We start from the raw sequence: 23,725 nt of genomic DNA on the forward strand, positions 1-23,725 counted from the left end.
ATGGTGAGCGCTGTAAGAGATGCCATTCGCGATCCGGTTCACGGCTCCATTCCCGTTGATCTGCTGGAGTGGCATATCATCCGATCCCGGCCAGTGCAAAGGCTGAAGGGGATTAAGCAGTTGGGCCTGGTGGAAGCTGTCTACCCCGGAGCCAATCACACCCGCTTCGAGCACTCCTTAGGAACCATGCATATGGCGGGGAGGATGGCCGAGCACCTGGAGCTCCCGGGGGATGATATCCGCAAGGTCAGGCTGGCTGGCCTGCTCCACGATCTGGGCCACTCCGCCCTCTCTCATGCTGTGGAGGGGGTTTTGGGCCGCAACCCGGAGATCCAGCCCCTGCTGCGCGGCAAGAGAGCCACCGGGCATGAGGAGTTCACCCAGGATATAATCACCTCCCATCCCTTCGGCCAGGAGGCGATAATGATAGCAGAACGGGATTTCGGCGATGCAGATGGGCTATTTGCTGAGGTCGCCGAGATCGCCAGTGGCAGGATTCCGCCTTTGGGCCAGATCATTGTGGGCGACCTGGATGCAGATCGGGTGGACTTTCTGCTCAGGGACTCTCATCACTCTGGCGTCTCTTTGGGCCTGGTGGATACAGACCAGATCCTGCAGTCCCTCATCATTTATAAGGGCAGGATAACCCTAGCCGGCCAGGGCGACTACCGGGCAGAGATGTCCCAGACCGCAGCAGAATCAATGCTCATCGCCCGCGCCCATCATTATAATGCCCTAATCTACCATCCCTCTGTCCAATCCATAAGAGCCATGCTTCTCTTGGCGCTGGAGAACGCCCTGGCCAGGATGGATCGGGATGATGCCCAGAGGAGGATAGAGCTCTTCTTCCGGGAGTACACCGATCCAGACCTGCTGCGGTTCATCTGGGATAAGGGAGACGAGACCGCCCGCGATCTTCTCCAGCGGATAAAGTTCGGCCAGGAGATTCCGCTGGCTGCCAGGTTTGACCACCGCACCCTGGCCCCGGATATCAGAATGGCCCTCTCCACCATCTCCCGCCACGGGAGGATGAGAAAGCTCTTCGAGGATACCCTCTGCAAAAAGTATGGGGCCCTGGTGAGCATCACCGCCGGGAGTGGAGTGCCAAGGTCGATGAGAACCCAGACCGATGGCTTCCTTTATGATGAATCTGCTCTGGCAGCAGGCCTGGTCAAGTCTCTGACCCGCCAGATCGCCATATCCTTTTTTCTGATCAGCAGCCGGATATCTCCCTGAAGGATATAAGGGAGCAGTCGGCGAAGCTGCTCTCATTTATCCGTTCTGAGAGCTATCTTCCCATTGATGGATTGCTGCTGCTCTTTTACACCCTGCAGAATCTGCTCTCAGAGAGGTACGGCGAGAAGATCCTGGTCCCCAGGATCAGAAACATAACCTGGCTTTACCGAACGGTGGCCCGGCTGAAGGATCAGGGCCCCGGAGGCCTCTTTGGCCTTTTCGACTACAGCTTTCATACTGAATATGGATTTCCCTATAGCGAGAGGCTATTTGAGGATATCCAGATCCTGGTGGCCAATGGCATGATCTATCAGGACCAAAGGCACTATGAGATGGAGGGCCGGTGGCTGCAAAGGTATGAATACATGCTAACCGCAGAGGGAATGGCTTATGCCAGAGAGGTCGCCTCATCCTATAGAAGAGAGTGCCAGATGCTTCAGGAGAATCTCCGGCAGGAGAGGCATACCATCCCCTTTGATGTGGTGAGCCTCAATATCAGAAGATACGCCGGAACAAGAGCATGAGGGCATCATTCCCGAAAGCAGAAAGCCATTCTCCCGGATTAAAAGCAGAAAGCCTAAAAGCAGAAAGCCGTTCTCCCGGATTAAATCATTCGGGCCAGCAGAGAGTGCATTGGGCCCTTCTGCCAGCCCAGATCCAGCCAAATAATCAAAGGTCAGAGATCGATCAGCTGAGACCAATCACCGGAAATCGATCACCGGAAATCGATCACCGGAAATCGATCACCGAAAACCGATCATCGGAAATCGATTCAACCCCAGTGCTCTAGCTCATCTTGCCCTTGGTGAAAGGAGCCGTCTGGATGACCTCAACCGGAGTGGAGGGGGTCCAGTTGTCCTTCAGGAACTGGTAAATGCTGCCGCCTTTTACCATATAGTTGTCCACTGTGGCATTGGTTGTGATATTGGTCTCGTTTTTAAGGAAGTCGTGGATGGCATATGTGGTGTTGGTGGTGTTATTGCTGAAGGATTTCTTCTTGTAGAGAGGAGCGCTTGCAGAGGGTGCCACAAAGGGAGTTGGTTTCCAGCTATCATTCAAGAAAGCAGCAATGGAAGGAGTGGTCAGTAGAGAGGCATCGCCTGCTTCTCTAATGGTTGTCATTTCGAACGGTGCAGGATCCTTGCTCATGCCGGCCGACATAAGCCCTACCAGAGCAATCAGAGCAATCAATACAAGCATAATATGTCTCATGAGGCCTGCATTTTCCATCAGGTATCAATAAAGCTTTCCGTCGGTGAAGAATATATTCTGGATGACAAGCGGCGATGCTATATGCTCCCAGGGCAGAGCCATTGGATCAGTCTACAAGGGCTTTGAGCTCTTCTGTTGTTGATTCTGGATGAAGGGAGAGATATCTTGCCACATTCGGCAGATGAACGAGCTTGCAGTCGATGCAGCTCCAGAACCTCTTCCCCCTCTTCGTTCTCACGAACCTGCCCAACTCCTCGTCCTTGCATGGATACAGAGGACAGAAGCAATGGGTGCAATCCTGGCCCTCGAAATGGCAGGGATAGTATTCGCAGTTTGACCGGCCAGTGGCCTGGACAGGCTGAAGAAGCGCCTCCTCGATGAGGCATGGATCGTCCGTCAGCAATCCATCTGCCCCCAGCCTCAAAAGCCAGGTCGCTTGGGAGAGGCTGTTGACCACCCCCGGATAGACCTCAATTCTCTTCTGATGCGCCTCCTTGAAGAGACGGGGATTGACCCTCTCAGGGAATATGGCATCCGCTTCAGCCCAGAGGGCTAGCTCTACTGGCTTTATGGGCAATGAGGTGATGACGATCCCGGTTTTAAGACGGGAGATATCCTTGATCTCGCGCAGGCTGGTGTGATAGGGAGAGATGATGATGCTCTTCTCCTCCGGTACCACCTCCGCCACCAGGGCCTCCAGACCCTCCTCTCTCATCTCCACCACCACCCCCAGGCCCAGCTCTTCTGCCAGAGATAGAGCCTCAGTCAGAGTGGGGACCGGCCCCTTTCCGGCATGCATGGCCCGGAGCTCCATCCAGCCCAGATCCTCTACCAACCCCTTTCCGTCTGTGGTTCTGTCCACGCTCTCATCACGCATCAGCATGAGCTTGCCGTCACAGGAGAGCCTCACATCCATATGAACAAAATCCGCCCGGCAGCGTTTGGCGGCAATTATCCCCTCCAGGCTGTTTTCTGCTGCCTGGGCGGCTGTTGTGCTGTGAGCTATCAGCAGGGCCATTGAAAGTAATCTGCCTGGAAAATATATCACCTTTTGCCTGATGCTGGCAAAGTATTATACTGAAAGAGGATAACCGATGGGTGAATGCTTGAAAATCTAGAGAGGTTCACCAGGCTTAAGAGGGATATCGCCCAGATAAATGTCGATCCCCTGCAGAGAGGGGGGATATTGACCCCCGAGGCAAGGGCCGCGTTGCTGGAATGGGGCGACGGCTACTCCATCTGCGACTTCTGTGCCGGGATGCTGGATCGCATCAGGAATCCTCCGGTGGAGGAGTTTGTGCACAGCGTCCTTCCGGAATTCCTGGACACAGACGAGGTTAGGGTCACCCATGGCGCGCGGGAGGGGAAGTTCGCTGCCATGCACAGCCTCTGCCAGAAGGGGGATTTCGTGGTGATGGATGGCAATGCCCACTACACCTCAGTTCTGGCAGCGGAGCGGGCAGGGCTCGAAGTGGAGTATGTGCCGCCCAGCAAGGAGCCTGATTATGCCATCAGCGCGGAGGGATATGCCCAGGCCATAGAGAGGGCCTATGAGCGGAAGGGGGATGTGACACTGGCCCTGCTGACCTACCCCGATGGCAACTATGGCAACCTGCCCGATGCGCGAGCAATCGCCGATATCTGCCATGATTATAATGTGCCACTGCTCCTGAACGGCGCCTACTCCATCGGCAGGATGCCGGTCAGAGCCCGCGAGCTAGGGGCGGACATCATCGTGGGCAGCGGCCACAAGTCCATGGCCGCCAGCGGTCCGGTGGGGGTCCTGGGGGCCTCAGAAGAGTACGCCCGGATCATATTCAAGCCCTCTGCCACCAAGAAGAACAAGGAGGTAGAGCTCTTGGGCTGCACAGTCAGGGGAGCGCCCCTCATAACCCTGATGGCCTCATTCCCGGCGGTGGTGGAGAGGGTGGGCCGCTGGCAAAAGGAGGTGGAGAATGCCCGCTGGTTCTCTGAAGAGATGGAGAAGATGGATCTGGTGCAGATGGGGGACCGCCCGCATAACCATGATCTGATGTTCTTTTTGGCTGAGAGGCTCTATCAGATATCCCAAACCGCCAAAGGAGGCCGTTATTTCCTCTACCGGGAGATGAAAGAGAGGGGAGTGTGCGGAATCAAGCCCGGTCTCACCCGCCAGTTCAAGCTGAGCACCTACGGACTGGCCCGCCCGGAGCTGGAGAGGGTCATAAATGCATTCTCTGAGATCATCCAGTCCCATGAAAAGGATGAGAAAGGAGACAAAGGAGAGAAGAGAGAAAAGAAGAGAGAAAAAGGGAAGAGAAGCTGAAGTGCTCTTCGCTGTCTCTTATGGGAAGACCTGGGGCCACATCCCTCAAGATAGGCCGCTTCCTCCCATTCCAATTGGTATCTGGCTGAGATCTCCCACTCCAGTCAGGATCCTCGCTGCATCCTTGCGGACATCATAGTAGTAGCCCTCTGAGCCCGTGCCCGTTCTTACAGCAACCGTCCTATCCACGTAAGGCTCCGGGCTGCTCGGTGTGCTCTGAACTACTGCCGCTTCAGCCTTTTGGGGTATAGTTGCAGGGATGTAGCTGGAGGTATCGGGATTTATCCATATGGCCTCGAAGCTGCCCCGCTCCGAGATCACGCCATCCTTCAGCTTCAACAGTTCGCCTTTTATCGATTGGTCCGAGGGGTCATACGTCCCGTTCAGACGGGTGATGGTCTCCACACCACCATCGATATAGGTCAGGACCAGCTCTACCCGATCGTCATTTACCGAACCGATCACCACTGCATTCCAGGCATCCTGATCCTCGGGCTCGTATTTTGCCTGGCCATAGAGTATCTCGTTCTCCTGGTTGAGGGCCATTATCACCCGATCGGTCTCGATGCCTGAAACAGACCATATATAGCTAAGATCCAATATGCTCTGCCCGGATTCAGGTGCTGACCGGCTCGCATTGGAGGAGAGATCATCCTCAGCCGATAGCAATGCCGGCAGCGGTGCTGCTGCCTTGAGCCCGGCCACCTCTGCCCCCGCAGCCTCCTCCCCCTGGGCAGGAGAGGAGGCGAGAGCACAGATGAGAAAAAGGATCAGGGGATGCCATCCCCTATTCAAATGCTCAGTATTCATTAGAACCACCACATTCTTCCTTGACCAATGAGTTATCGTTATTTTGCTATAAATATCTAAGGCAAAAAGAGATCTGTGGCAAAAAAAAGAGATGCTGCGCCAGCTTCCTGGCGCCACCATTCATTTATCTAAAATCCGCTCATACCAGGAGGAATGCCGCTCAGGTCGCCACCCATGCCGATCTTATCCTTGAACTCCCGAACGTCTGTATATTTTTTCTCATTCACCTTGCTGGTGGTCTTATTCACAGCAGCGTCAGCAGTATCCGCAGTGCTGGTGACCTCTGCCGGAGCGGGGGCTGTCACTGCAGCCGGCGCCTCGACCTTTGCAGGAGTGTAGCTGGAGATGTCCGGGTTGATCCACGTGGCATTGAAGGTGCCATTGGCTACGATCTTGCCATCCCTCACCTGGGTGAAGTTGCCCCTTATGGCCTCATCAGCAAAGATCCCAGATAATCTGGTGGTGGTCAATGCATTATCCTTCATGGCGCTCATTGTCAGCTCCACTTTATCTTCTTCCACGGAGCCCAAAACATCAGCATTCCAGGCCATTCCATCATCTGGCTCGTACTTGGCCCGGCCCAAAATGACGCTTCCATTCTGCTCCAGGGCCATGGTTATGAGGCCTGCCTCAATCCCGGAGAACGACCAGATGTAGTTCAGATCGGCCTTCAACGGGGCTGCTATAGCATTGACTGCAGCACTGCTCACATTTCCAGTCTCATTTAGAGAGAGGCTTTCATTGAGGGAAGTGCTCTCATTGATGCTCTCATTCAAGGAGAGGGTGGCGCTCTGATCAACGACTGCCTCTATGCTGGAATTATCATCTGCAATGCTTGTACTGCCGGCGGGCTGCCCCAGGGACAGGCCTGCTGTGAGCAATGCAAGCAGCAGGGGAAGAATCATGTATCTTAAGCTCAAGTATTAGCCTCCAGTTATCCCACTGTTCGGCGATAGACTTTTCGTCGTTTGCCTATAACGACTCCCTGTCACATCTTCTCCTTAATAAGCCTTTGTCGAGCAGTGCCTGATGAGCAGCCATTCAGGCAGGCTATACTGAGGAGATGCCACTGAAGCGGAGGGGTTGAAATAAGCTATCCGGGAACGACTGCGCGAGAGCTCAAAAGGACTTTAGTGTCAATCAAATTAATTTGAATTAAATAATGTAGCGTTGATTTAATATACCCAGATCGCCGGATTATATCTCATGCCAGAATGGATCTACTCCGATTTCGGGCCGCTGCCCAGGCGGCCTTTATTCCTCTGCATCATATCGAATACGGACACCGGCAAGATACCCGGCCTCTCTGCGGCTGGAACCACACCCGAGCTGACCGACTACACCCCGGGCGCTGATGCTGAGCTGGTGGAGACCAATAAGATCATCACCATGCCCGAGCTGCCCGAGGCTCCCGGCGGCTCGCCCACCCCGGCAGTGGTAACCAAGGCCGCCCTGAACCTTACGGGCATCGGCTCCCTTTTCATCGCCTCAGGATTGCGAAAGAAGCCTGCCATCCCTTATATCGAGCTGGGAGGAGAGCCGGGTGGCGACATCCGAGAGCAGAGGGGGGTCAGAGATCCTCAGGGGATATTTGAGAGGGGCAGACGGCTGGGAGGCAAGCTTGCTGCGCTCTCAGACTGCATTCTAATCGGGGAGTCAATAGCAGGCGGCACAACCACTGCTCTTGCTGTCCTGAGGGCCCTCGGCTACAGAGAAAACGTAAGCAGCAGCTTTTCCTCCAATCCGATAGGGCTGAAGGAGCAGGTGGCAGCAGAGGCGATGGCCAGGGCGGGAGCGTCTCCGGGCAGCCTGAAGGATGATCCAATGGAGGCGATAAAAGAATTGGGAGATCCTATGATGCCCTGCGCCCTGGGGTTGATGAGCGGCCTGTCCGGCAGCAGATCCGGCTGCAGAGTGGTGCTGGCGGGAGGAACACAGATGGCTGCAGTACTGGCATTGGGAAAGGCCCTGGGCCTTGAGGGGGATGTATCCATAGCCACTACGAAGTACATCATGGAGGACAGGAGCGCCAGCTTCCGGCAGATAGTGGAGGCTGCGGGCAGGCCATATCACTATGTCGATCCAGGCCTGGAGAGATCGAAGGTTCCCGGGCTGCAGGTCTATGCCCAGGGCTACGTCAAGGAGGGAGTGGGCATGGGCGGAGCCAGCCTTCTGGCCGGTTTATATGGATTCTCTCAAGAGCAGCTGGTCAGCGAGAGCGATCGGGTACTGATGACAGTCGAGCTTCCCAAAAAGCAGGTCTAAAAGAATGAGGGCAGCAGTGCTGAAAAGCCCCAAGAACCTGATGCTATTGGATCTGCCTGAGCCCAGCTCCCCTCCGGGAGGGGCGCTGATAAGGGTCGAGGCCTGTGCTGTCTGTGGCACGGATATCAAGATGCTCGATCAGGGGCACAGAGATCTGCAGTACCCCCGCATCCTGGGGCATGAGGTTGTGGGCCGGATAGAAGAGATCGATCCTGAGGCAAAGGCCGGCTGCCCCTCAGAGCTCAAGGCGGGCGAGCTGGTGCAGCTCTGGCCGGGGATCGCCTGCGGATGCTGCCCTGCCTGTCTGCAGGGGGCGGACAACCGCTGCCAGAAGATGAGGATAATCGGCTTTAGCTGCGACGGCGGATTTGCCGAACGCCTGGCCCTCCCCAGGCAGAGCCTCTCCTGCTCAATCAATCCCCTCCCCGAGGGGGCAGACCCTGTCCTCTTCACACTGACCGAACCTCTGGCCTGCTGCGTCAACGGCCAGGAGCAGGCCAGGCTCAGTGAGGGAGAGAGCGTTCTCATCTGGGGTGGCGGGCCCATTGGTGCTCTTCATGCCCTGCTGGCGGAATTGAAAGGGGCGGAGAAGATCCTGGTAGCAGAGAGGCTGCCCGGCCGGATCGGGGAGATCAGGAGGAATACCTCTGCCCAGGTGATTGACCTATCCCCAGACGACAGGGATGGGGATGGACGGGATCTCTTCAGGGAGGCGGAAAGAACTATTCTGAGCGAGACCGATGGCAGAGGAGTGGATGCTATCCTGACTGCCACCCCGGAGATTAAGATCAACCAATGGCAGATGAGTCTGCTCGCCCCCGGAGGGAGGATCTGCATATTCTCCGGTCCCCGGCCAGGAGATGATGCAGAGATGCTTGACCTGCGCTCGATGCATTACCTTGAGCAGACGATCACCGGCTCGTACGGCTGCAGCAGCAGGCATAACAGATTGGCTGCCCGCCTCCTGCTGTCCGGGCAGATAAAGGCAGACTGGATCATCACCAAGAGGACGGATCTGCCCCGGATCGAGGAGGCATTTGCGCATTCCTCCCGGCGAGCGGGATTCAAGTCCGTGGTTTGTTTTGCCTGAAGGGATGCTGATCGATCGGAACGACGTCGATTGCAGCCCAGTGGGGGGATGGGATGTCGAAGGATGGAAGGAAGGGATTCTCAGAGGAGAGGCTGAGGCATTTTGGGAGGAGGGTTGATGCTCTGATCAAGGGCCAGAGCCTCAGCAGAGAAGAGGCCTTTGATCTATTCACTCAGATCCTGAAAGCTGAGCAGCCGGATCTGCAGCAAGGGGCATTTCTGGCGGCCATCACCGCCAAGGGGGCCACAGCAGAGGAGATCGCCGGCATTTGGGAGGCGGTCTATGAGATGGATACATTGAAGGTCAGTCCAAACGTCCAGGGGCTGCTGGCGGAGAACTGCGGCACAGGCATGGACTCGATCAAGACCTTCAACATCAGCACAGCGGCCTCGATTGTGGCTGCAGCAGAGGGCATCAGCATGGCCAAGCACGGCAGCCGGGCGGTAACATCGCGCTGCGGGACAGTGGATATACTGGAGGTGCTGGGAGTCGATGTGGACTGCGAGGTCGGCCTGGTCAAAAGAAGCATCGAGGTTGCAGGCATTGGCATCTTCAACGGCACCAGCAAAAGGGTACACCCCTCCGCCCTCTCCAGGATCCTCTCCCAGATCCGTTTCGGGACGATCCTCAATGTGGCAGCCTCACTGGCCAACCCCGCTCTGCCCACTTACGGCGTCCGCGGGGTCTACAGCCGGGAGATGATTCTGCCTGTGGCGCGGGCGATGAGGGAGATAGGCTACAAGAGGGCTTTTGTGGTTCATGGCCGGAGCAGCGATGGCCTGCGGGGGATGGATGAGATCTCCACCCTTGGAAGGACAGATGTGGCGGAGCTGGACGGGGATGGCAGGATCAGGGAGTATGCCCTGAATGCCTGCGAGCTGGGCCTGAAGAGGGGGGACGAATCGGCCCTCCTCAACCTCGGGGATGTCGAAGAGGAGGCAGTAAGGCTCCTTCAGCTCCTGTCGGGCTTGGACAGGGAGGACAGAAGGGAGATTGTATGCCTGAATGCAGCGCCATTGCTCTGCATCGCCGGCCGCTCAGATGAGCTGCGAGAGGGGGTGGAGAGGGCGGGAGATATCATCGACAGCGGCCGGGCAGTGAAGAAGCTGATTGATTGGGTACGTGAGCAGAACAGCGATCCGGGTGAGAAGCTGGAGCGGCTGGAGAGGATGCTGGAGCTGGCCTATGCCTGAGGCAGGAAGAGCACTCGAGGGATACAGCTTCAAGATTAAAAGAAATGTGCGTGTTTAGCTGGCCAGTCTTATGGTTAGCATTTGGAGGCAATCCAATCCTCTCCGTCCCCATGTTGTCAGCGCCGCCATGATCAGCTCGTGAATAGCAGTTCCCTTGCTATTTCTCAAAGTTGTGCTTTACAGCGACCTCTATAAGCAGTTATTGTATGGAGTTATCCACGAGTATGAATTCCCTCAAGAAGCAATAGAGATCATCATAGACAGATTCCTGTATGGAGCTGCTCAGGAAAGATTTGATAATTACCTGGCAGACGGCTTGATGAGAAGCTTCCCGAAAGGCAGATCGATACAGGGCTTGAGCCCTAGGGCTTCCTTCGGGGGAGGCATGAGCTTACATTGGCTCAGCAATCCTCCAGGGTCAGATCCGCGGACGGGCCGGCTTTGGCCTCAGGGGCCTTTAGCAGCCTCTTTTCATGGGCCTTGGGAGATGTGCAGCCGCGTTATGCTTCGCTGAGAGAACAATAGGGGTTCAGGATCGAGCCATTATAGGCCCTTGCGCGCTTGGTTTTCTTTATGGTTAAATAATTAGCTGTGCAATCAAAAACCAAATTATATAACCTTCCACAAAGCGCACAAAATCACAGAGACTGATAGAAACGATCAAAGCAGAAAAGGGGCAGAGAAAAGGGAAGGCAAGCTCTCGGGAAGAGTTCATCTGCTGAGATTGGAGAACGATCAGCTACACATGAGGCCCTGATCTCCTCCGCCCCCAACCCGGCAAGCCTCTTCCCACCCCACTCATCATACCCTTAAAACATTGCTAAAGCGTCACTCATATTTAGCATAAAAAATCAACCATCCACAAAACCGCCAAATTCTCCGGTGTGATTCATGGACTACGACCCTGGCAGATGGTCTGGAGAGCATAAGAGCATTTTGATCCTAGCCCTGGCTGCAGTCTGCATGACAGCCTACTATGCCTTTCCATTCTTAGACGGCATAATCCTGGGCAGCGTCTTCGCTTATGTGGGCCGGCCCATCCGGAACAGGTTCGGCAGGCGAAGGAGGCTGGGCTCGCTTGTCGCCGCCATATGCGTCGTTGTGCCCATCTTCCTCATGCTGGGCCTGGGAAGCCTGGAGGTGGCCGGCCAGATAATAGCCCTGGCGAAAAACCAGGAGGCTCTCAGATCATGGATAGGCTTCCTCCTGCAGCAGACAGCAGATGACCTCCCCCTCTGGATCAGGGAGGGGCTGATCTCCGCCCTGGAGAATGCCTTCGGCCTGATCGGCCCCCTGGCGACATCCGTCCCCATCCTCCAGATCGGCCGGCTGGCCTCCCTGGGGATAATCAACTTTCTCATCTCATTTCCCATCTGCTACTTCATCCTCCTGGATGGCGAGGCCTTTGTGGGGTCTGTGATATCCCTTCTGCCAGATGGCGAGATGAGGATACTGGAAAGGTACATCGAGAGAATCGACAGAATTCTCGGCGGCATATACATCGGCACCGTCTATACCTCAATTGTGGGAAGCCTGATTGCAGCACTCACATTCTATCTCTTCGGCATCCCCAGGCCCATAGCCCTGGCGAGCATCGTTTTTATCGCGGGCATGGTCCCGGTTCTCACCTCCTGGGTGGTCATACTTCCCCTGGCCGTCTACCGCTACTTCAATGTGGGCCTGGAGGGGGCACTATTCTTTCTGGTCATCAGCTCCGCCCTCATCTACCTTCCCTCAGAGCTGTTCATAAGGCCCCTACATAGTCTCCACCCGGTCCTCAATGCATCCTCTGCTGGTAATGCTCTCCTTCTTTGGGGGGGCCCTGGTGGCCGGCATCGGCGGCTTCTTCCTCGCCCCTGCAGTGATGGGGGCGATCAATGGCATCTATCAGGTGCAAAGGGAGGATATGGCCTTGAGTGAGGCTATAGAATGAGGTTTTATATCGAGACCTTCGGCTGCACATCCAACTTCGGAGATTCCCGGGAGCTGGCAGAAGCCCTGCAGGAGATGGGCCATATCCCCTCCCGCCTGGAGGAGGCAGATATGGTGATAGTGAATACCTGTGCCGTCACAGAGAGGACGGAGAGAAAGGTCCTCCGCAGGCTGCGGCAACTGGAGGGCGATCGGCTGCTCATAGGCGGGTGCCTGGCAGCGGCAATGCCCCAATCAATTCAATCCCTGCGCTGCCAGGGGAGGTTGGGGCCCCTAAAGAGAGGGGATGCCACCTGGATCTCTCAGCTCTATGCTGGCCGGGCCATGCCTTCGCGGCATCAGCAATCAAGGCATCAGCAATCGCAGCATCAGCAATTCTGGAATCAGCAATCAAGGCAATTGCCGCCCCAGGGCGCCCTTCTCGAGCAGATGCCATTCAATAGGCGCATTGGTGCACCTCTTCGCGAATCCTCCTCCAGAGAAGATAGCTGCGGCATAGTCAATGTGGCGGAAGGTTGTGCCGGCTCATGCAGCTATTGCATAGTCTCAAGGGCCAGGGGCAGGCTGAAGAGCCGGCCGGTCGAGGATGTGCTCCTTGCCACAGAGAGGCTGGTGCAGCTTGGCACAGCAGAGATTCAGATCTCTGCCCAGGATACTGCTGCATTTGGATCCGATATCGGATCAGACCTGGCCGGGCTGCTGGAGGCGCTGGCTGAGATTCCCGGGGATTTCAGGCTCAGAGTGGGTATGATGAACCCCGATAGCGTCAAGCCCATTCAGGATAGGTTGATTGAGGCATTTCAGAGCCCCAAGATCTATCGCTTCCTGCACATCCCTGTCCAGTCCGGCTCGGATGACGTCCTGAGAGATATGGGACGAAGATACTCCTCAGATGAGTTCCTGGAGATTGTGGGCGCCTTTCGCTCTGCCTATCCTGAGATCTCCATAATCACCGACATCATCGCCGGCTTTCCAGGTGAGACGGAGGAGGACTTCCAGGAGAGCATGAACCTCATTGAGCGGCTGCAGCCGGATAAGGTGAATATCACCAGATTCTCCTCCCGGCCGGGAACTCCAGCCGCCAGCCTCTACGATATGCCGGACAGGATCAAGAAGGAGCGCTCAAGGAGGATGACCAGGCTATGGCTGAGGATCGCTGAGAGGAGGAACAGCCGCTATTTGGGAAGATCATTGCCTGCCCTTGTCACCGAGTGCGGGAGAGGCAAGACAGTGAAGGCCAGATCTTCTAATTATGCTGGCATTGTAATCCCGGGCGCACTGGATCTGGGAAGCTGGTGCAGGATAAAGATCACAGAAACCAATCCATACTATTTGAGTGGAATTCTGCAATAATGACGGCTGGGCCGGCATTGCCAGTATTCTTCCAGCTGCCCCGGGATGACTTCCTCCAGGCTCTTTGTGGTTTTGCCGCTTTTTGAAGCGGGGTATCCATAGACGTTATTATTTATAATTATTAACAAGCAAAAACCTTATTTATCTGAAAGGCCTATCAGAATTCGGAAAACAAATGCTGTTCTCTGTGTTGAATTAGAGTGGACAGCGGGCAGATTCTTCGCGCCAGATCTGCTCTGATATCGAGGAGGAAAGTGCACAAAATATTTGATTATGATCTAGGAGGTGTTAAAAGTGGCTGGAGAAGAAAAAAAGATGAAAACGGCGGTATTCCAAGAAGAGACCAGAATCTTCAATCCGCCAAAGGATCTGGTAGAGAATTCAAACGTAATGCAATGGATGAAGAAGAAGGGGTTCAAGACTGAGAAGGAGATGCGAGCCTGGTGTTCCTCTGATGAGCATTACCTGGAGTTCTGGGATGAGATGGCGAAGACTTATGTCGATTGGCATAAGCCCTACACCACGATAATGGACGACTCTGAGATGCCCTACTTCCACTGGTTCACCGGCGGTGAGATCAATATCACATACAACGCCGTGGACAGGCATGCCAAGGGCGCAAAGAAGGACAAGATAGCATATATCTGGATTCCTGAGCCGACCGATCAGCCGACCCAGAAGATCACCTATGGCGAGCTTTACAAAGAGATCAATAAATTCGCTAACGGTCTCAAGAGCCTTGGCCTGGGAAAGGGAGACAGGGTTAGCATCTATATGCCGATGATACCCCAGCTTCCCATCGCCATGCTCGCCTGCGTCAAGCTCGGCATCATCCATAGCATAGTCTTCTCGGGATTCAGCTCCAAAGGCCTGATGGATAGGGCTGCTGACTGTGGCTCCAGAGCGATCATCACCGTTGACGGCTTCTACAGGCGTGGAAAGCCATTGCCCTTGAAGCCCAATGCAGACGAGGCCGCTGCTGGTGCCCCCTCTGTCGAGAAGATAATCGTATTCAAGCGCTCCGGCGTTGATGTAACGATGCAAGAGGGAAGGGATGTCTGGTGGCATGATCTGGTCAAAGACCAACCCGAGGAGTGTGACCCGGTATGGCTTGACCCCGAGCACAGACTGTATATCCTCTACACCTCAGGCACAACCGGCAAGCCCAAGGGCATCGAGCATGCCACAGGCGGAAATGCCGTTGGAACGCCTCAGACGCTTCATTGGGTATTCGATCTGAAGGAAGACGATGTGTGGTGGTGCACTGCCGATATCGGATGGGTCACCGGCCATTCCTACGTCGTCTACGGACCGCTTATCCTGGGCATGACCAGCCTCATATACGAGGGTGCTGCGGATTATCCAGACATTGGAAGATGGTGGAAGATCATACAGGACCATAAGGTCACTGTCCTTTACACTGCTCCCACTGCGATAAGGATGTTCATGAAGCAGGGCCCGGAGTGGCCTGCAAAATATGATATCTCAAGCCTGAGGCTGCTGGGTTCAGTGGGAGAGCCGATCAATCCAGAGGCATGGATGTGGTACCGTGAGCACATCGGACGGGGCGAGCTCCAGATCATGGACACCTGGTGGCAGACGGAGACCGGAACATTCCTTACCTCCCCCCTCCCCATCACCCCCCTGAAGCCCGGGTCGTGTACATTCTCGCTCCCCGGGTACGACATATCAGTGCTGGATGAGAATGGGCACGAGGTTCCACTGGTGTCTGGAGGAAATATCGTCTCCTTAAAGCCCTATCCATCGATGCTGAGGGCATTCTGGGGCGATAAAGAGAGGTTCATGAAGGAGTACTGGCAGTTCTACTGGGATGTCCCCGGCCGCCGCGGCGTCTATCTGGCTGGAGACAAGGCGACGAGGGACAAGGACGGCTACTTCTTCATCCAGGGAAGGATCGATGATGTCCTCAGCGTGGCTGGCCATAGAATAGCCAATGCCGAGGTCGAATCAGCCCTGGTGGCCCATCCCAAGATCGCCGAGGCGGCTGTTGTTGGGAAGCCCGATGAGGTCAAGGGTGAATCGATCATAGCCTTCGTTATCTTGAGAGTTGGCAATGAGCCATCTCCTGAGCTGGCAAAGGATGCAATCACCTTCGTCAGAAAGACCCTCGGCCCGGTGGCGGCGCCTTCAGAGATTCATTTTGTTAATGATCTCCCGAAGACGAGAAGCGGCAAGATCATGCGCCGTGTCGTCAAGGCAAAGGCCCTCGGCAATCCAGTCGGAGACACATCTACCCTAATGAACCCAGAAGCAGTAGATGGCATCCCCAAGGTCGTCTGATGGGGATCTCCGCCTCTTTTTTTTAACCAGTACCTGTTATCGATCATTGATCATTATTCATCTGTTTGCCAGCTGCTCTGCCCTCATCAATACTACATGAAAATGCCACATGGAAATGCTGCATAGAGATGTTGCATGGAACGTACATGTAAATGCTGAATGGAACGTACATGTAAATGCTGCATGGAATGATACATAGAGATCTCGAATGGAGAGCCATACTTAATAATAGTAAATAATGATAATCATCAACCATAATGTTAATTCGCCCCGGCAAATTTGTGAATGAAAGAACAGGCTAATTATCAATCATTGATATTTACAATGGGCCCTGCTGGCCAGGATCCAGGCCGATATGACAACAAATAAAGCCCGATGGCTGTATTGAATTGGCCGTGGGAATCAGGACAGATCGGGCAGGGGGTTGGGAGGAAAAGGGACTGAAGGAGGTTATAAATTTGGCTGAACAAAAAGCAACAACATCTGTTCTATATGAAGAGACCCAGATATTCGAGCCGTCCAGGGATCTGGTTGAGAATTCCAATGTCATGCAGTGGATGAAGAAGAGAGGATTCAAGAGCGAGCGCGAGATGCGTGCCTGGACAGGCCAGCATTATATCCAGTTCTGGGCGGAGATGGCCAAAACCTATGCCGATTGGTTTGAGCCCTGGGCACAGGTATTGGAGTGGAAGCCGCCTTATGCTCGCTGGTATGTGGGTGCCAAGTGCAATGTGGCCTATAATGCTGTGGATAGACATGCCAAGGGCGCCAGGAAGGACAAGGCAGCCTATATATTCGTGCCTGAGCCCGTCGACCAGCCCACAATAAAGATCACTTATAGCAAGCTCTACGATCGGGTAAACAGGTTCGCGGCTGGACTCAAGAGCCTGGGTGTGATCAAGGGTGACAGGGTCTCTATATACATGCCCATGATCCCCGAGACTGCAGTAGCCATGCTGGCCTGCGCCAAGATCGGTGCCATTCATAGCGTAATATTCTCCGGCTTCTCTGCTGGCGGCCTGAACAGCAGGATTCTCGATGCCGAGTCCAAGGTAGTGGTCACCACTGATGGCTTCTTCAGTCGCGGCAAGCCTCTGCCACTCAAACCCAATGTGGATGAAGCAACCTCCGATACCCCCAGTGTGCAGAATGTGGTGGTGGTGAAGAGGACGGGCATGGATGTCCCCATGAGGGAGGGAAGGGATATCTGGTACCATGAGCTCATCGGCCTGAAGAAGCCCGACGACTGGATTACAGATCCTCCCGACATCCCGGCGCTTGAGGCTGAGCCCATGGACTCAGAGGATAGACTGTTCATCCTCTACACCTCGGGAACAACCAGCAAACCCAAGGGCATCGAGCATGTCCATGGAGGATACTGCGTCACCCCAGCCCAAACCCTCGCCTGGGTCTTCGATATCAAGGAAGATGATATATGGTGGTGCACTGCAGATGTCGGATGGATCACCGGCCATAGCTATGTGATCTACGGACCCCTCTGCTTGGGCGCAACCAGCATCCTGTACGAGGGATCGCCCGATTACCCGGACTTTGGCCGCTGGTTCAAGATCGTAGAGGAGAACGAGGTCAGCGTCTTTTACACCACACCCACAGCCATCAGGATGTTCATGAAGGCGGGAGAGGAGTGGCCCGAGAAGTACGATCTATCCAGCCTGAGGCTGCTGGGAACTGTGGGCGAGCCCATTAACCCCCAGGCCTGGATCTGGTACCGGAAGTTCTTTGGCAACGATAAGTGCCAGATTATGGACACCTGGTGGCAGACTGAGGCGGGCTGTTTCCTGATCTCTCCTCTGCCCATCACCCCTCTGAAGCCCGGCTCCCCGACCTTCCCCTTGCCCGGATTCAACATCGACATCTATGACGAAGATGCCAATCCTGTATCCCCCGGCTCTGGAGGCAAGATCATCAGCATGACCCCCTGGCCGTCAATGCTCAGGGCCTTCTATAGAGATCCTGAGAGATACAACAGGGAGTACTGGTCGGCCTATTGGGATATCAGGCCCGGCACCTATCTGGCAGGCGACAAGGCCACCAAGGACAAGGATGGATACTTCACCATCCAGGGAAGAATCGATGATGTGCTGAAGGTGGCCGGACACAAGATATCCAATGCCGAGGTCGAGTCCGCACTGGTCTCCCACCCCAAGGTGGCGGAGGCTGCTGTGATAGGCAAGCCGGATGAGGTGAAAGGTGAGGTCATAGTGGCCTTTGTGATCCTCAAGACGGGCGTGGAACCGGCCGATGATCTCAAGCCCGTACTGGCCAAGCATGTTCGTTCTGTTCTTGGTCCTGTGGCCTATCCAGAGGTGGTTTACTTCGCCAATGATCTGCCCAAGGCCAGATCTGGCGAGATCATGCGCCAGGTCATCAAGGCCAAGGCCCTGGGCAATCCAGTGGGGGATATATCCGCTCTGGCTAACCCGGAGTCGGTCGATGCCATTCCCATCATCAAGTGAGCAGAGAGCGAGATCTTTGCAGATATAGTCCCCTGAGATTGCTTTTGCAGCTCAGACAGAAAAGAGGCAATAAAGAAGGCCGGGCTCAGGATTGTGGGCTTTTCCATGATCTATCAAAGGATGCTCTCTGACTTCAAGGAGCTGATTGCATCTTTGCATGAGGACCGGATCGGCTGCCATTTCGCCATGGGGGGCTGCTTTCCCACCCTGGAGTACAATAGAGCATTAGAGATGTATTTCGCGGCCAGATTCCATCATCAGACATGAGGAGAGCCGGCCCCGGTGGAGCTGTGCTGCCATCTGGACAGTCCAGAGCATTGGGCGGAGATCAAGGAATTGCTCTATAGAAGAGATGGCAGGATCCATGGTTGCAGACCCAGACCTCTGATCGATCTGCAGCCGGGAGGAATCAGGGCGGGCAAACGAGATTATAGTGAAAAATAATTATTATTAAAGATCATGATGATTTTTATCTCGATAGCTTTATAAATGATCACGTAGGTTTCGCTTCGATGGTTACCAACTCCCACCGGTGTGCAAGATATGCAATTAAGAGGAGGGTCGGGCTGAATAGAAATCCTGGTTGGATTTCGCATCCTGATCGGATCCCATCTCCTGATCGGATCCCTTCAGCCATCGAGCCTGACAGAATCGGGAGCGGGGAACGCCAGATCTAGATTAGAAGGAGGTACTAAATTGGCTGAAACAGCAAAAACAGCTGCTCTGCAGGAAGAGACAAGGATTTTCAACACCCCCCAGGACATAATTGAGCACTCCAATTCCTATCAGTGGATGAAGAAGAAGGGCTTCAAGACTGAGGCGGAGATGCGCAAGTGGTGCTCTGATAATTATATTGAGTTTTGGGATGAGATGGCCAAGACCTTTGCCGATTGGTTTGAGCCCTACACCAAGGTCATGGACGACTCCGGCAAGCCCTACTTCAAGTGGTTCACCGGCGGCAAGATCAATGTGGCCTACAATGCTGTGGACAGACATGCCCTGGGCGCCAAGAAGGATAAGATAGCCTACCACTTCATCGGCGAGCCACTGGGAGATACCAGGGATATCACCTACGGCCAGCTCTACAAAGAGGTCAACAAGATGGCCAATGCCCTCAAGAGCGTTGGCGTGGTCAAGGGAGATAGAGTGGTTGCATACCTTCCCATGATCCCCGAACTGCCCATCACCATGCTGGCCTGCGCCAAGATCGGCGCCATTCACACCATCGTCTTCTCCGGATTCTCCTCTGGCGGCCTGAACAGCAGGGTCAATGATGCCGAGGCCAAGGTTGTCGTCACTGCCGATGGCTTCTACAGGCGCGGCAAGCCACTGCCTCTCAAGCCCAATGTGGATGAGGCCCTGAAGACTGCACCCTCTGTCCAGAAGGTAGTCGTGGTCAAGAGGACCAAGATGGATGTGTCCATGACCGAGGGGCGCGATGTATTCTATGATGATTTCGTGAAGGACCAGTCCGAGGAGTGCGAGACCGCAAAGCTCGACCCAGAAGACAGGCTGTTCATCCTCTACACCTCAGGCACAACCGGCAAGCCCAAGGGCATTGAGCATGCTCATGGCGGATATGCTGTCACCCCCGCTCAGACAACCTCCTGGGCCATGGACGTTCATGATGATGATGTCTTCTGGTGCACTGCAGACTGCGGATGGATCACCGGCCACAGCTACGTGGTTTACGGCCCGCTCTGCCTGGGTGCTACCACCATTCTGTACGAAGGATCGCCCGACTTCCCTGATCTTGGCCGCTGGTGGTCGATCGTCGACAAGTACAATGTCACTGTATTCTACACTGCACCCACTGCAATCAGGATGTTCATGAAGTCCGGCGAGGAGTTCGTGAAGAAATACGATCTGTCCAGAGTGAGGATCCTGGCCTCTGTGGGCGAGCCCCTCAACCCAGAAGCCTACATGTGGTTCAGAAAGAACATAGGCTCTGACAGGGCCCCGATCATCGACACCTGGTGGCAGACTGAGACTGGATGTCATATCATCGCTCCTCTGCCCATGACTCCAGAGAAGCCCGGCTCGGTCACATTCCCCTGCCTGGATTCAATGTCGATATCTATGATGAGGATGCCAACTCCGTGCCACTCGGATACGGCGGCAACATCGTTCAGACAACTCCTGGCCAAGCATGCTCCGTGCCTTCTTCAGAGATGAAGTCAGGTACAAGAAGGAGTACTGGGATATGTACTGGGATATCAAGCCCGGCACATACCTGGCTGGAGACAAGGCCACCCGCGATAAGGATGGCTACTGGTGGATCCAGGGCAGAATCGATGACGTACTGAAGGTTGCAGGGCACAGAATCTCCAATGCAGAGGTCGAGTCCGCCGCTGTCAGCCACCCCAAGGTCGCTGAGGCAGCCGTGGTCGGCCAGCCCGATGAGGTCAAGGGAGAGAAGATAGTCGCCTTCATCATTCTCAGGGATGGAGTTGCCGAGTCTGATGATCTCAAGAAGGAGATCTCTGTTCACGTCCGCAAGGTCCTAGGCCCGGTGGCATACCCGGACAAGGTCTTCTTCGTGAAGGATGTCCCCAAGACCAGGTCCGGCAAGATCATGCGCCGTGTCATCAAGGCCAAGGCCCTGGGCAAGGAGACCGGAGACCTTTCTGCTCTGGCCAACCCCGAGTCCGTGGACAACATCCCGCGCATTGATCTGTAAGCGGGATATCACCTTTTTTTTTATTGCTCTGGTTATTCGAGCTGTTTTATCCTGTTCTGCCTTTGGCTGAGAGGCATCGCTCTTTCCAGGACGGAATGAAATCAGTCTATTGCATCGTTGAGGAATAAATTTTTATCATTCGACTGCAATTAGTGCCTGGTGTAGTCTCTTTGCTAGATCAAGCTGAGATCCACAGGCTGACCCAGGATGAAAGCAGCAACGTGCGACGGAAAGCCGCAGTAGCTCTGGGAAGGGCTTTCGCCCAGGTTCCCGACAAAACAATGGCCTGGCAGGATCTTCACAGGCTGACCCAGGATAAAGACAGCTTTGTGCGAATGCTAGCGGCAGAAGCTCTGGGAGAGGCTTTCGCCCAGGTTCCCGACAGGCCATCGGCCTGGCAGGACCTTCAAAGGCTGACCCAGGATGATGATAGCTTTGTGCGATCACAAGCTGCAGGAGTTCTGGGAGAGGCTTTCGCCCAGGTTCCCGACAGGCCATCGGCCTGGCAGGACCTTCACAGGCTGACCCAGGATGATGACAGCTTTGTGCGAATGCTAGCGGCAGAAGCTCTGGGAAGGGCTTTCATCCATGTTCCCGACAGGCCATCGGCCTGGCAGGACCTTCAAAGGCTGACCCAGGATGATGACAGCTACGTGCGAATGTTAGCGGCAGGAGCTCTGGGAAGGGCTTTCGTCCATGTTCCCGACAAAACAATGGCCTGGAAGGATCTTCACAGGCTGACCCAGGATGAAGACAGCTTTGTGCGAATGCATGCCTATCACTCTTTGGGAAGAGCCGCAATATCCAAAGCCACTGAGGCTAAAGATAACGACACACTAAAAGATGAGTTAATGGATGCTGTTGCTTATTTCGAAAAATCGTCTCAAGAGTCAGAATATAGTCCGGCAAGATTCTGTCTTCCTTTTTATCGCACTTATTACACTATAACTTTCCAAGGCGGTGAGGAGGACGAGATCCAAAGGTATCTAATAGAAGCGAAGGAGGCAGTTGGAGGCTCCAAGAGCAGGGATGAACTCCTAAAAGCAGTCGAGAGCCTGGCCCAAGCCCTTCAGGAGTCTCAAAGGCTGAAGGGCAGATCTCTGGAAGAGATTGCCAGCGAACTCAATACCTATCGCTGGTACTGTGATAAAGCAGCAAGTCATATGGAAGCTGCCGAAAAAGGAGCCCCCGGTGCCGTCAAGCTGTTGCGGAAAGGCAGTCCAATTATTGAGGAAAATATACAGGACACAATCGCTGAGATCCAGAAGAAGGCCAGACAGATCTGTGAGATCACTCGTGGTTCTGGCACTGTATATGAGGCCCCAGGCAATGAGCTTCAAAAAGCAGCAATGGCTCTTTCCTTAAATAGCCTCTCCAGCATATCAAAAAATAGCTCAAGAGTTGTTTGGCAATTAAAGAAATTCTGCAAGCTGCTGCCAGAAGAAGATAAAAAACAATTCTGTGAAATTTTGGAAGAGATCGAACATGAGCCAGAGTTTCCAGAGAAGCTCGATAGAATTGTGACAGCATTATTGTGTCTTAGCCCAGTCTTCGAGGATAAATCTCCATCATTGGCAGATGTGGTCATCCTGACTGTCCTGCCTGAGGAATATGGCAGCATCCGGGATCGATTGTCCGAACCAAGCCCGCCGCCGGATATGGGAGATGTACCAAACCGCTATGCCTGGAAGTTCGGGAAGACCTTCTGCAAAAATCTCAATGCGGATTACAAAATAGCAGTGGGCATGATCGGACGGGCCGGGACCACAGAAGGCGCTCTGGCGGCCGGAGAGGCGGTGCGGCTCTGGAGGCCAAAATATGTTCTCGTTTCTGGAATTGCCGGCGGTCTGCCCGACCCCAAAGAGATAGATTCTCGCCCCAGGCTGGGAGATGTCGTTGTTGCAGATATCATTTACGGCTATGAATATGGCAAACTGGAACGAGAGTTCAAGCCTCGGGCGAACTGGACCTACAGAACTGACCAGGCGCTGTTCAATAGCGCCATGGCCTATGCCTCCTCCGGCGGCTGGCGGGGGCTTATCAAGGCAGAGCCTCCTGGGGAATGCACGCCCCAGGTCGTCAGGGGCGAGATTGCATCGGGCGACCAGGTGGTGGACGATCCCACTAACGACTTCTTCGCCCAGGCTCTTGAAATGTGGCCAAAGATAAATGCTGTGGAGATGGAAGGAGCAGGGGCGGCAGCTGCCCATAGAGCCGGCCAAAAGCTCTGGAATTTCTGCGAGCTTCCATGATGATCCGGGGGATCTCAGATCTGCCCGTGCCCAAGGGAAGAATAAAGGCAGAGAAGAGCGAGATGCCTGGAAGGCTTATGCATCCGATGTGGCTGCAGCCTTCGTAATGGGATGGATTGCCGACGGATTGCCCCGGCCGCCCTCCGCCTGAGAATTGCCCAAAAGCAGCTGAATATGAGCGGGCAATGGGTCTTTGCAGCATCGAAGAGCATGGAAGTCCAGCAGAAATCGAGCAGTTGATCAATCGATCCGATCCAGCCTTTTCATATGCCATTGCAAAAGATAAGGGCACACAGAGAAGAGAAACGATATCCTTAGGCTTGACCACAGAAAGCAGCAAAACCCGTTTTGGATTGGATATATTCTTCTGCCAATACCGCTTGATGTAAGATATATTTATAACATTAATATCATTAATATTATAAATATTATTAATAATATTTAATCGATGGTTGCATCGTCCATCTTTTGCATATTCATCGACATGAATGAATGATTTCAATTATCATGCTGACTTGAATGCCTGGAGATGAGGAATAGTGATGAAAATCCAACTCTTATCTCCAGATGTTCAGCCGGAGCAGCATCAACGCCATTTCGAGGCTATTGAATCCGATTT

The 23,725-nt window shown here is 54.4% G+C and carries 16 protein-coding genes and 2 pseudogenes; 14 read left to right on the forward strand and 4 right to left on the reverse strand.

The features are described 5' to 3' along the window. Together IPI63_RS02315 and IPI63_RS02320 are read left to right on the forward strand one after the other, a co-directional pair. Nucleotides 1–1,236 (forward strand): HD domain-containing protein, encoded by a 1,236-nt coding sequence (locus IPI63_RS02315; RefSeq protein WP_292476403.1) that lies wholly within the window; start codon nt 1–3, stop codon nt 1,234–1,236. A 71-nt stretch (nt 1,237–1,307) separates the two neighbouring features. Beyond that, nucleotides 1,308–1,760 carry a hypothetical protein gene (locus IPI63_RS02320; protein ID WP_292476404.1) on the forward strand — a complete coding sequence of 151 codons (453 nt, stop codon included), beginning with the start codon at nt 1,308–1,310 and terminating at the stop codon, nt 1,758–1,760. Nucleotides 1,761–2,022: 262 nt separating this feature from the next. On the opposite strand, the gene IPI63_RS02325 is transcribed toward IPI63_RS02320, so the two are convergent. Beyond that, on the reverse strand, nt 2,023–2,448 hold the full coding sequence (locus IPI63_RS02325) for a hypothetical protein (RefSeq protein ID WP_214064815.1): 426 nt from the start codon (nt 2,446–2,448) through the stop codon (nt 2,023–2,025). 106 nt (nt 2,449–2,554) lie between these two features. Then, nucleotides 2,555–3,466, reverse strand: coding sequence for a cysteine-rich small domain-containing protein (locus IPI63_RS02330; protein ID WP_214064816.1), 912 nt, complete (start codon nt 3,464–3,466; stop codon nt 2,555–2,557). An 84-nt stretch (nt 3,467–3,550) separates the two neighbouring features. Here IPI63_RS02330 and pscS point away from each other — a divergent pair, with 84 nt between their 5' ends. Continuing rightward, nucleotides 3,551–4,753 carry an O-phospho-L-seryl-tRNA:Cys-tRNA synthase gene (gene pscS, locus IPI63_RS02335; RefSeq protein WP_214064817.1) on the forward strand — a complete coding sequence of 401 codons (1,203 nt, stop codon included), beginning with the start codon at nt 3,551–3,553 and terminating at the stop codon, nt 4,751–4,753. Nucleotides 4,754–4,798: 45 nt separating this feature from the next. On the opposite strand, the gene IPI63_RS02340 is transcribed toward pscS, so the two are convergent. Together IPI63_RS02340 and IPI63_RS02345 are read right to left on the reverse strand one after the other, a co-directional pair. Further along, complete coding sequence (locus IPI63_RS02340) at nt 4,799–5,563, reverse strand: hypothetical protein (protein WP_292476406.1); 765 nt, start codon at nt 5,561–5,563, stop codon at nt 4,799–4,801. Nucleotides 5,564–5,691: 128 nt separating this feature from the next. Further along, a complete protein-coding gene (locus IPI63_RS02345; RefSeq protein ID WP_292476407.1) occupies nt 5,692–6,468 on the reverse strand; it encodes a hypothetical protein in 777 nt (258 codons plus the stop codon). 301 nt (nt 6,469–6,769) lie between these two features. On the opposite strand from IPI63_RS02345, the gene cobT reads away from it, so the two are divergent. The 11 genes and pseudogenes from cobT to IPI63_RS02400 all read left to right on the forward strand — a co-directional run bounded on the left by cobT (nt 6,770) and on the right by IPI63_RS02400 (nt 23,106). Beyond that, on the forward strand, nt 6,770–7,828 hold the full coding sequence (cobT, locus tag IPI63_RS02350; protein ID WP_292476409.1) for a nicotinate mononucleotide-dependent phosphoribosyltransferase CobT: 1,059 nt from the start codon (nt 6,770–6,772) through the stop codon (nt 7,826–7,828). A 4-nt stretch (nt 7,829–7,832) separates the two neighbouring features. Further along, nucleotides 7,833–8,918 carry an alcohol dehydrogenase catalytic domain-containing protein gene (locus tag IPI63_RS02355; RefSeq protein WP_214064821.1) on the forward strand — a complete coding sequence of 362 codons (1,086 nt, stop codon included), beginning with the start codon at nt 7,833–7,835 and terminating at the stop codon, nt 8,916–8,918. 53 nt (nt 8,919–8,971) lie between these two features. Next, on the forward strand, nt 8,972–10,111 hold the full coding sequence (gene trpD / locus IPI63_RS02360) for an anthranilate phosphoribosyltransferase (RefSeq protein ID WP_292476411.1): 1,140 nt from the start codon (nt 8,972–8,974) through the stop codon (nt 10,109–10,111). 963 nt (nt 10,112–11,074) lie between these two features. Next, nucleotides 11,075–11,803, forward strand: a pseudogene (locus IPI63_RS02365) (AI-2E family transporter); the annotation flags it as partial. Nucleotides 11,804–11,909: 106 nt separating this feature from the next. Beyond that, complete coding sequence (locus IPI63_RS02370; protein ID WP_292476413.1) at nt 11,910–12,044, forward strand: hypothetical protein; 135 nt, start codon at nt 11,910–11,912, stop codon at nt 12,042–12,044. Further along, nucleotides 12,041–13,396 carry a tRNA (N(6)-L-threonylcarbamoyladenosine(37)-C(2))-methylthiotransferase gene (locus IPI63_RS02375; protein WP_292476415.1) on the forward strand — a complete coding sequence of 452 codons (1,356 nt, stop codon included), beginning with the start codon at nt 12,041–12,043 and terminating at the stop codon, nt 13,394–13,396. The genes IPI63_RS02370 and IPI63_RS02375 overlap by 4 nt, the downstream gene beginning before the upstream one ends. Nucleotides 13,397–13,711: 315 nt before the next feature. Beyond that, on the forward strand, nt 13,712–15,697 hold the full coding sequence (gene acs / locus IPI63_RS02380; RefSeq protein WP_292478182.1) for an acetate--CoA ligase: 1,986 nt from the start codon (nt 13,712–13,714) through the stop codon (nt 15,695–15,697). A 458-nt stretch (nt 15,698–16,155) separates the two neighbouring features. After that, a complete protein-coding gene (acs, locus tag IPI63_RS02385; RefSeq protein WP_292476416.1) occupies nt 16,156–18,174 on the forward strand; it encodes an acetate--CoA ligase in 2,019 nt (672 codons plus the stop codon). A gap of 105 nt (nt 18,175–18,279) precedes the next feature. Next, complete coding sequence (locus tag IPI63_RS02390; RefSeq protein WP_214064826.1) at nt 18,280–18,441, forward strand: hypothetical protein; 162 nt, start codon at nt 18,280–18,282, stop codon at nt 18,439–18,441. 429 nt (nt 18,442–18,870) lie between these two features. Next, nucleotides 18,871–20,854: pseudogene (gene acs, locus IPI63_RS02395) on the forward strand (acetate--CoA ligase). Between the two features lie 170 nt (nt 20,855–21,024). Beyond that, on the forward strand, nt 21,025–23,106 hold the full coding sequence (locus IPI63_RS02400) for a HEAT repeat domain-containing protein (RefSeq protein ID WP_292476417.1): 2,082 nt from the start codon (nt 21,025–21,027) through the stop codon (nt 23,104–23,106). The last annotated feature ends 619 nt before the right edge of the window (nt 23,107–23,725 follow it).

Source organism: Methanothrix sp., assembly GCF_016706325.1.
Lineage (GTDB): Archaea > Halobacteriota > Methanosarcinia > Methanotrichales > Methanotrichaceae > Methanothrix.

Bases quoted from the DNA above. Each gene is read 5' to 3' on its own strand.
- trpD (WP_292476411.1), top strand. From the start codon at position 8,972: ATGTCGAAGGATGGAAGGAAGGGATTCTCAGAGGAGAGGCTGAGGCAT.
- pscS (WP_214064817.1), top strand. From the start codon at position 3,551: ATGCTTGAAAATCTAGAGAGGTTCACCAGGCTTAAGAGGGATATCGCC.
- IPI63_RS02325 (WP_214064815.1), bottom strand. From the start codon at position 2,448: ATGAGACATATTATGCTTGTATTGATTGCTCTGATTGCTCTGGTAGGG.
- IPI63_RS02355 (WP_214064821.1), top strand. From the start codon at position 7,833: ATGAGGGCAGCAGTGCTGAAAAGCCCCAAGAACCTGATGCTATTGGAT.
- IPI63_RS02375 (WP_292476415.1), top strand. From the start codon at position 12,041: ATGAGGTTTTATATCGAGACCTTCGGCTGCACATCCAACTTCGGAGAT.
- acs (WP_292478182.1), top strand. From the start codon at position 13,712: ATGAAAACGGCGGTATTCCAAGAAGAGACCAGAATCTTCAATCCGCCA.
- IPI63_RS02330 (WP_214064816.1), bottom strand. From the start codon at position 3,466: ATGGCCCTGCTGATAGCTCACAGCACAACAGCCGCCCAGGCAGCAGAA.
- cobT (WP_292476409.1), top strand. From the start codon at position 6,770: ATGCCAGAATGGATCTACTCCGATTTCGGGCCGCTGCCCAGGCGGCCT.
- IPI63_RS02315 (WP_292476403.1), top strand. From the start codon at position 1: ATGGTGAGCGCTGTAAGAGATGCCATTCGCGATCCGGTTCACGGCTCC.
- IPI63_RS02370 (WP_292476413.1), top strand. From the start codon at position 11,910: ATGCTCTCCTTCTTTGGGGGGGCCCTGGTGGCCGGCATCGGCGGCTTC.
- IPI63_RS02390 (WP_214064826.1), top strand. From the start codon at position 18,280: ATGATCTATCAAAGGATGCTCTCTGACTTCAAGGAGCTGATTGCATCT.
- IPI63_RS02345 (WP_292476407.1), bottom strand. From the start codon at position 6,468: ATGATTCTTCCCCTGCTGCTTGCATTGCTCACAGCAGGCCTGTCCCTG.
- IPI63_RS02340 (WP_292476406.1), bottom strand. From the start codon at position 5,563: ATGAATACTGAGCATTTGAATAGGGGATGGCATCCCCTGATCCTTTTT.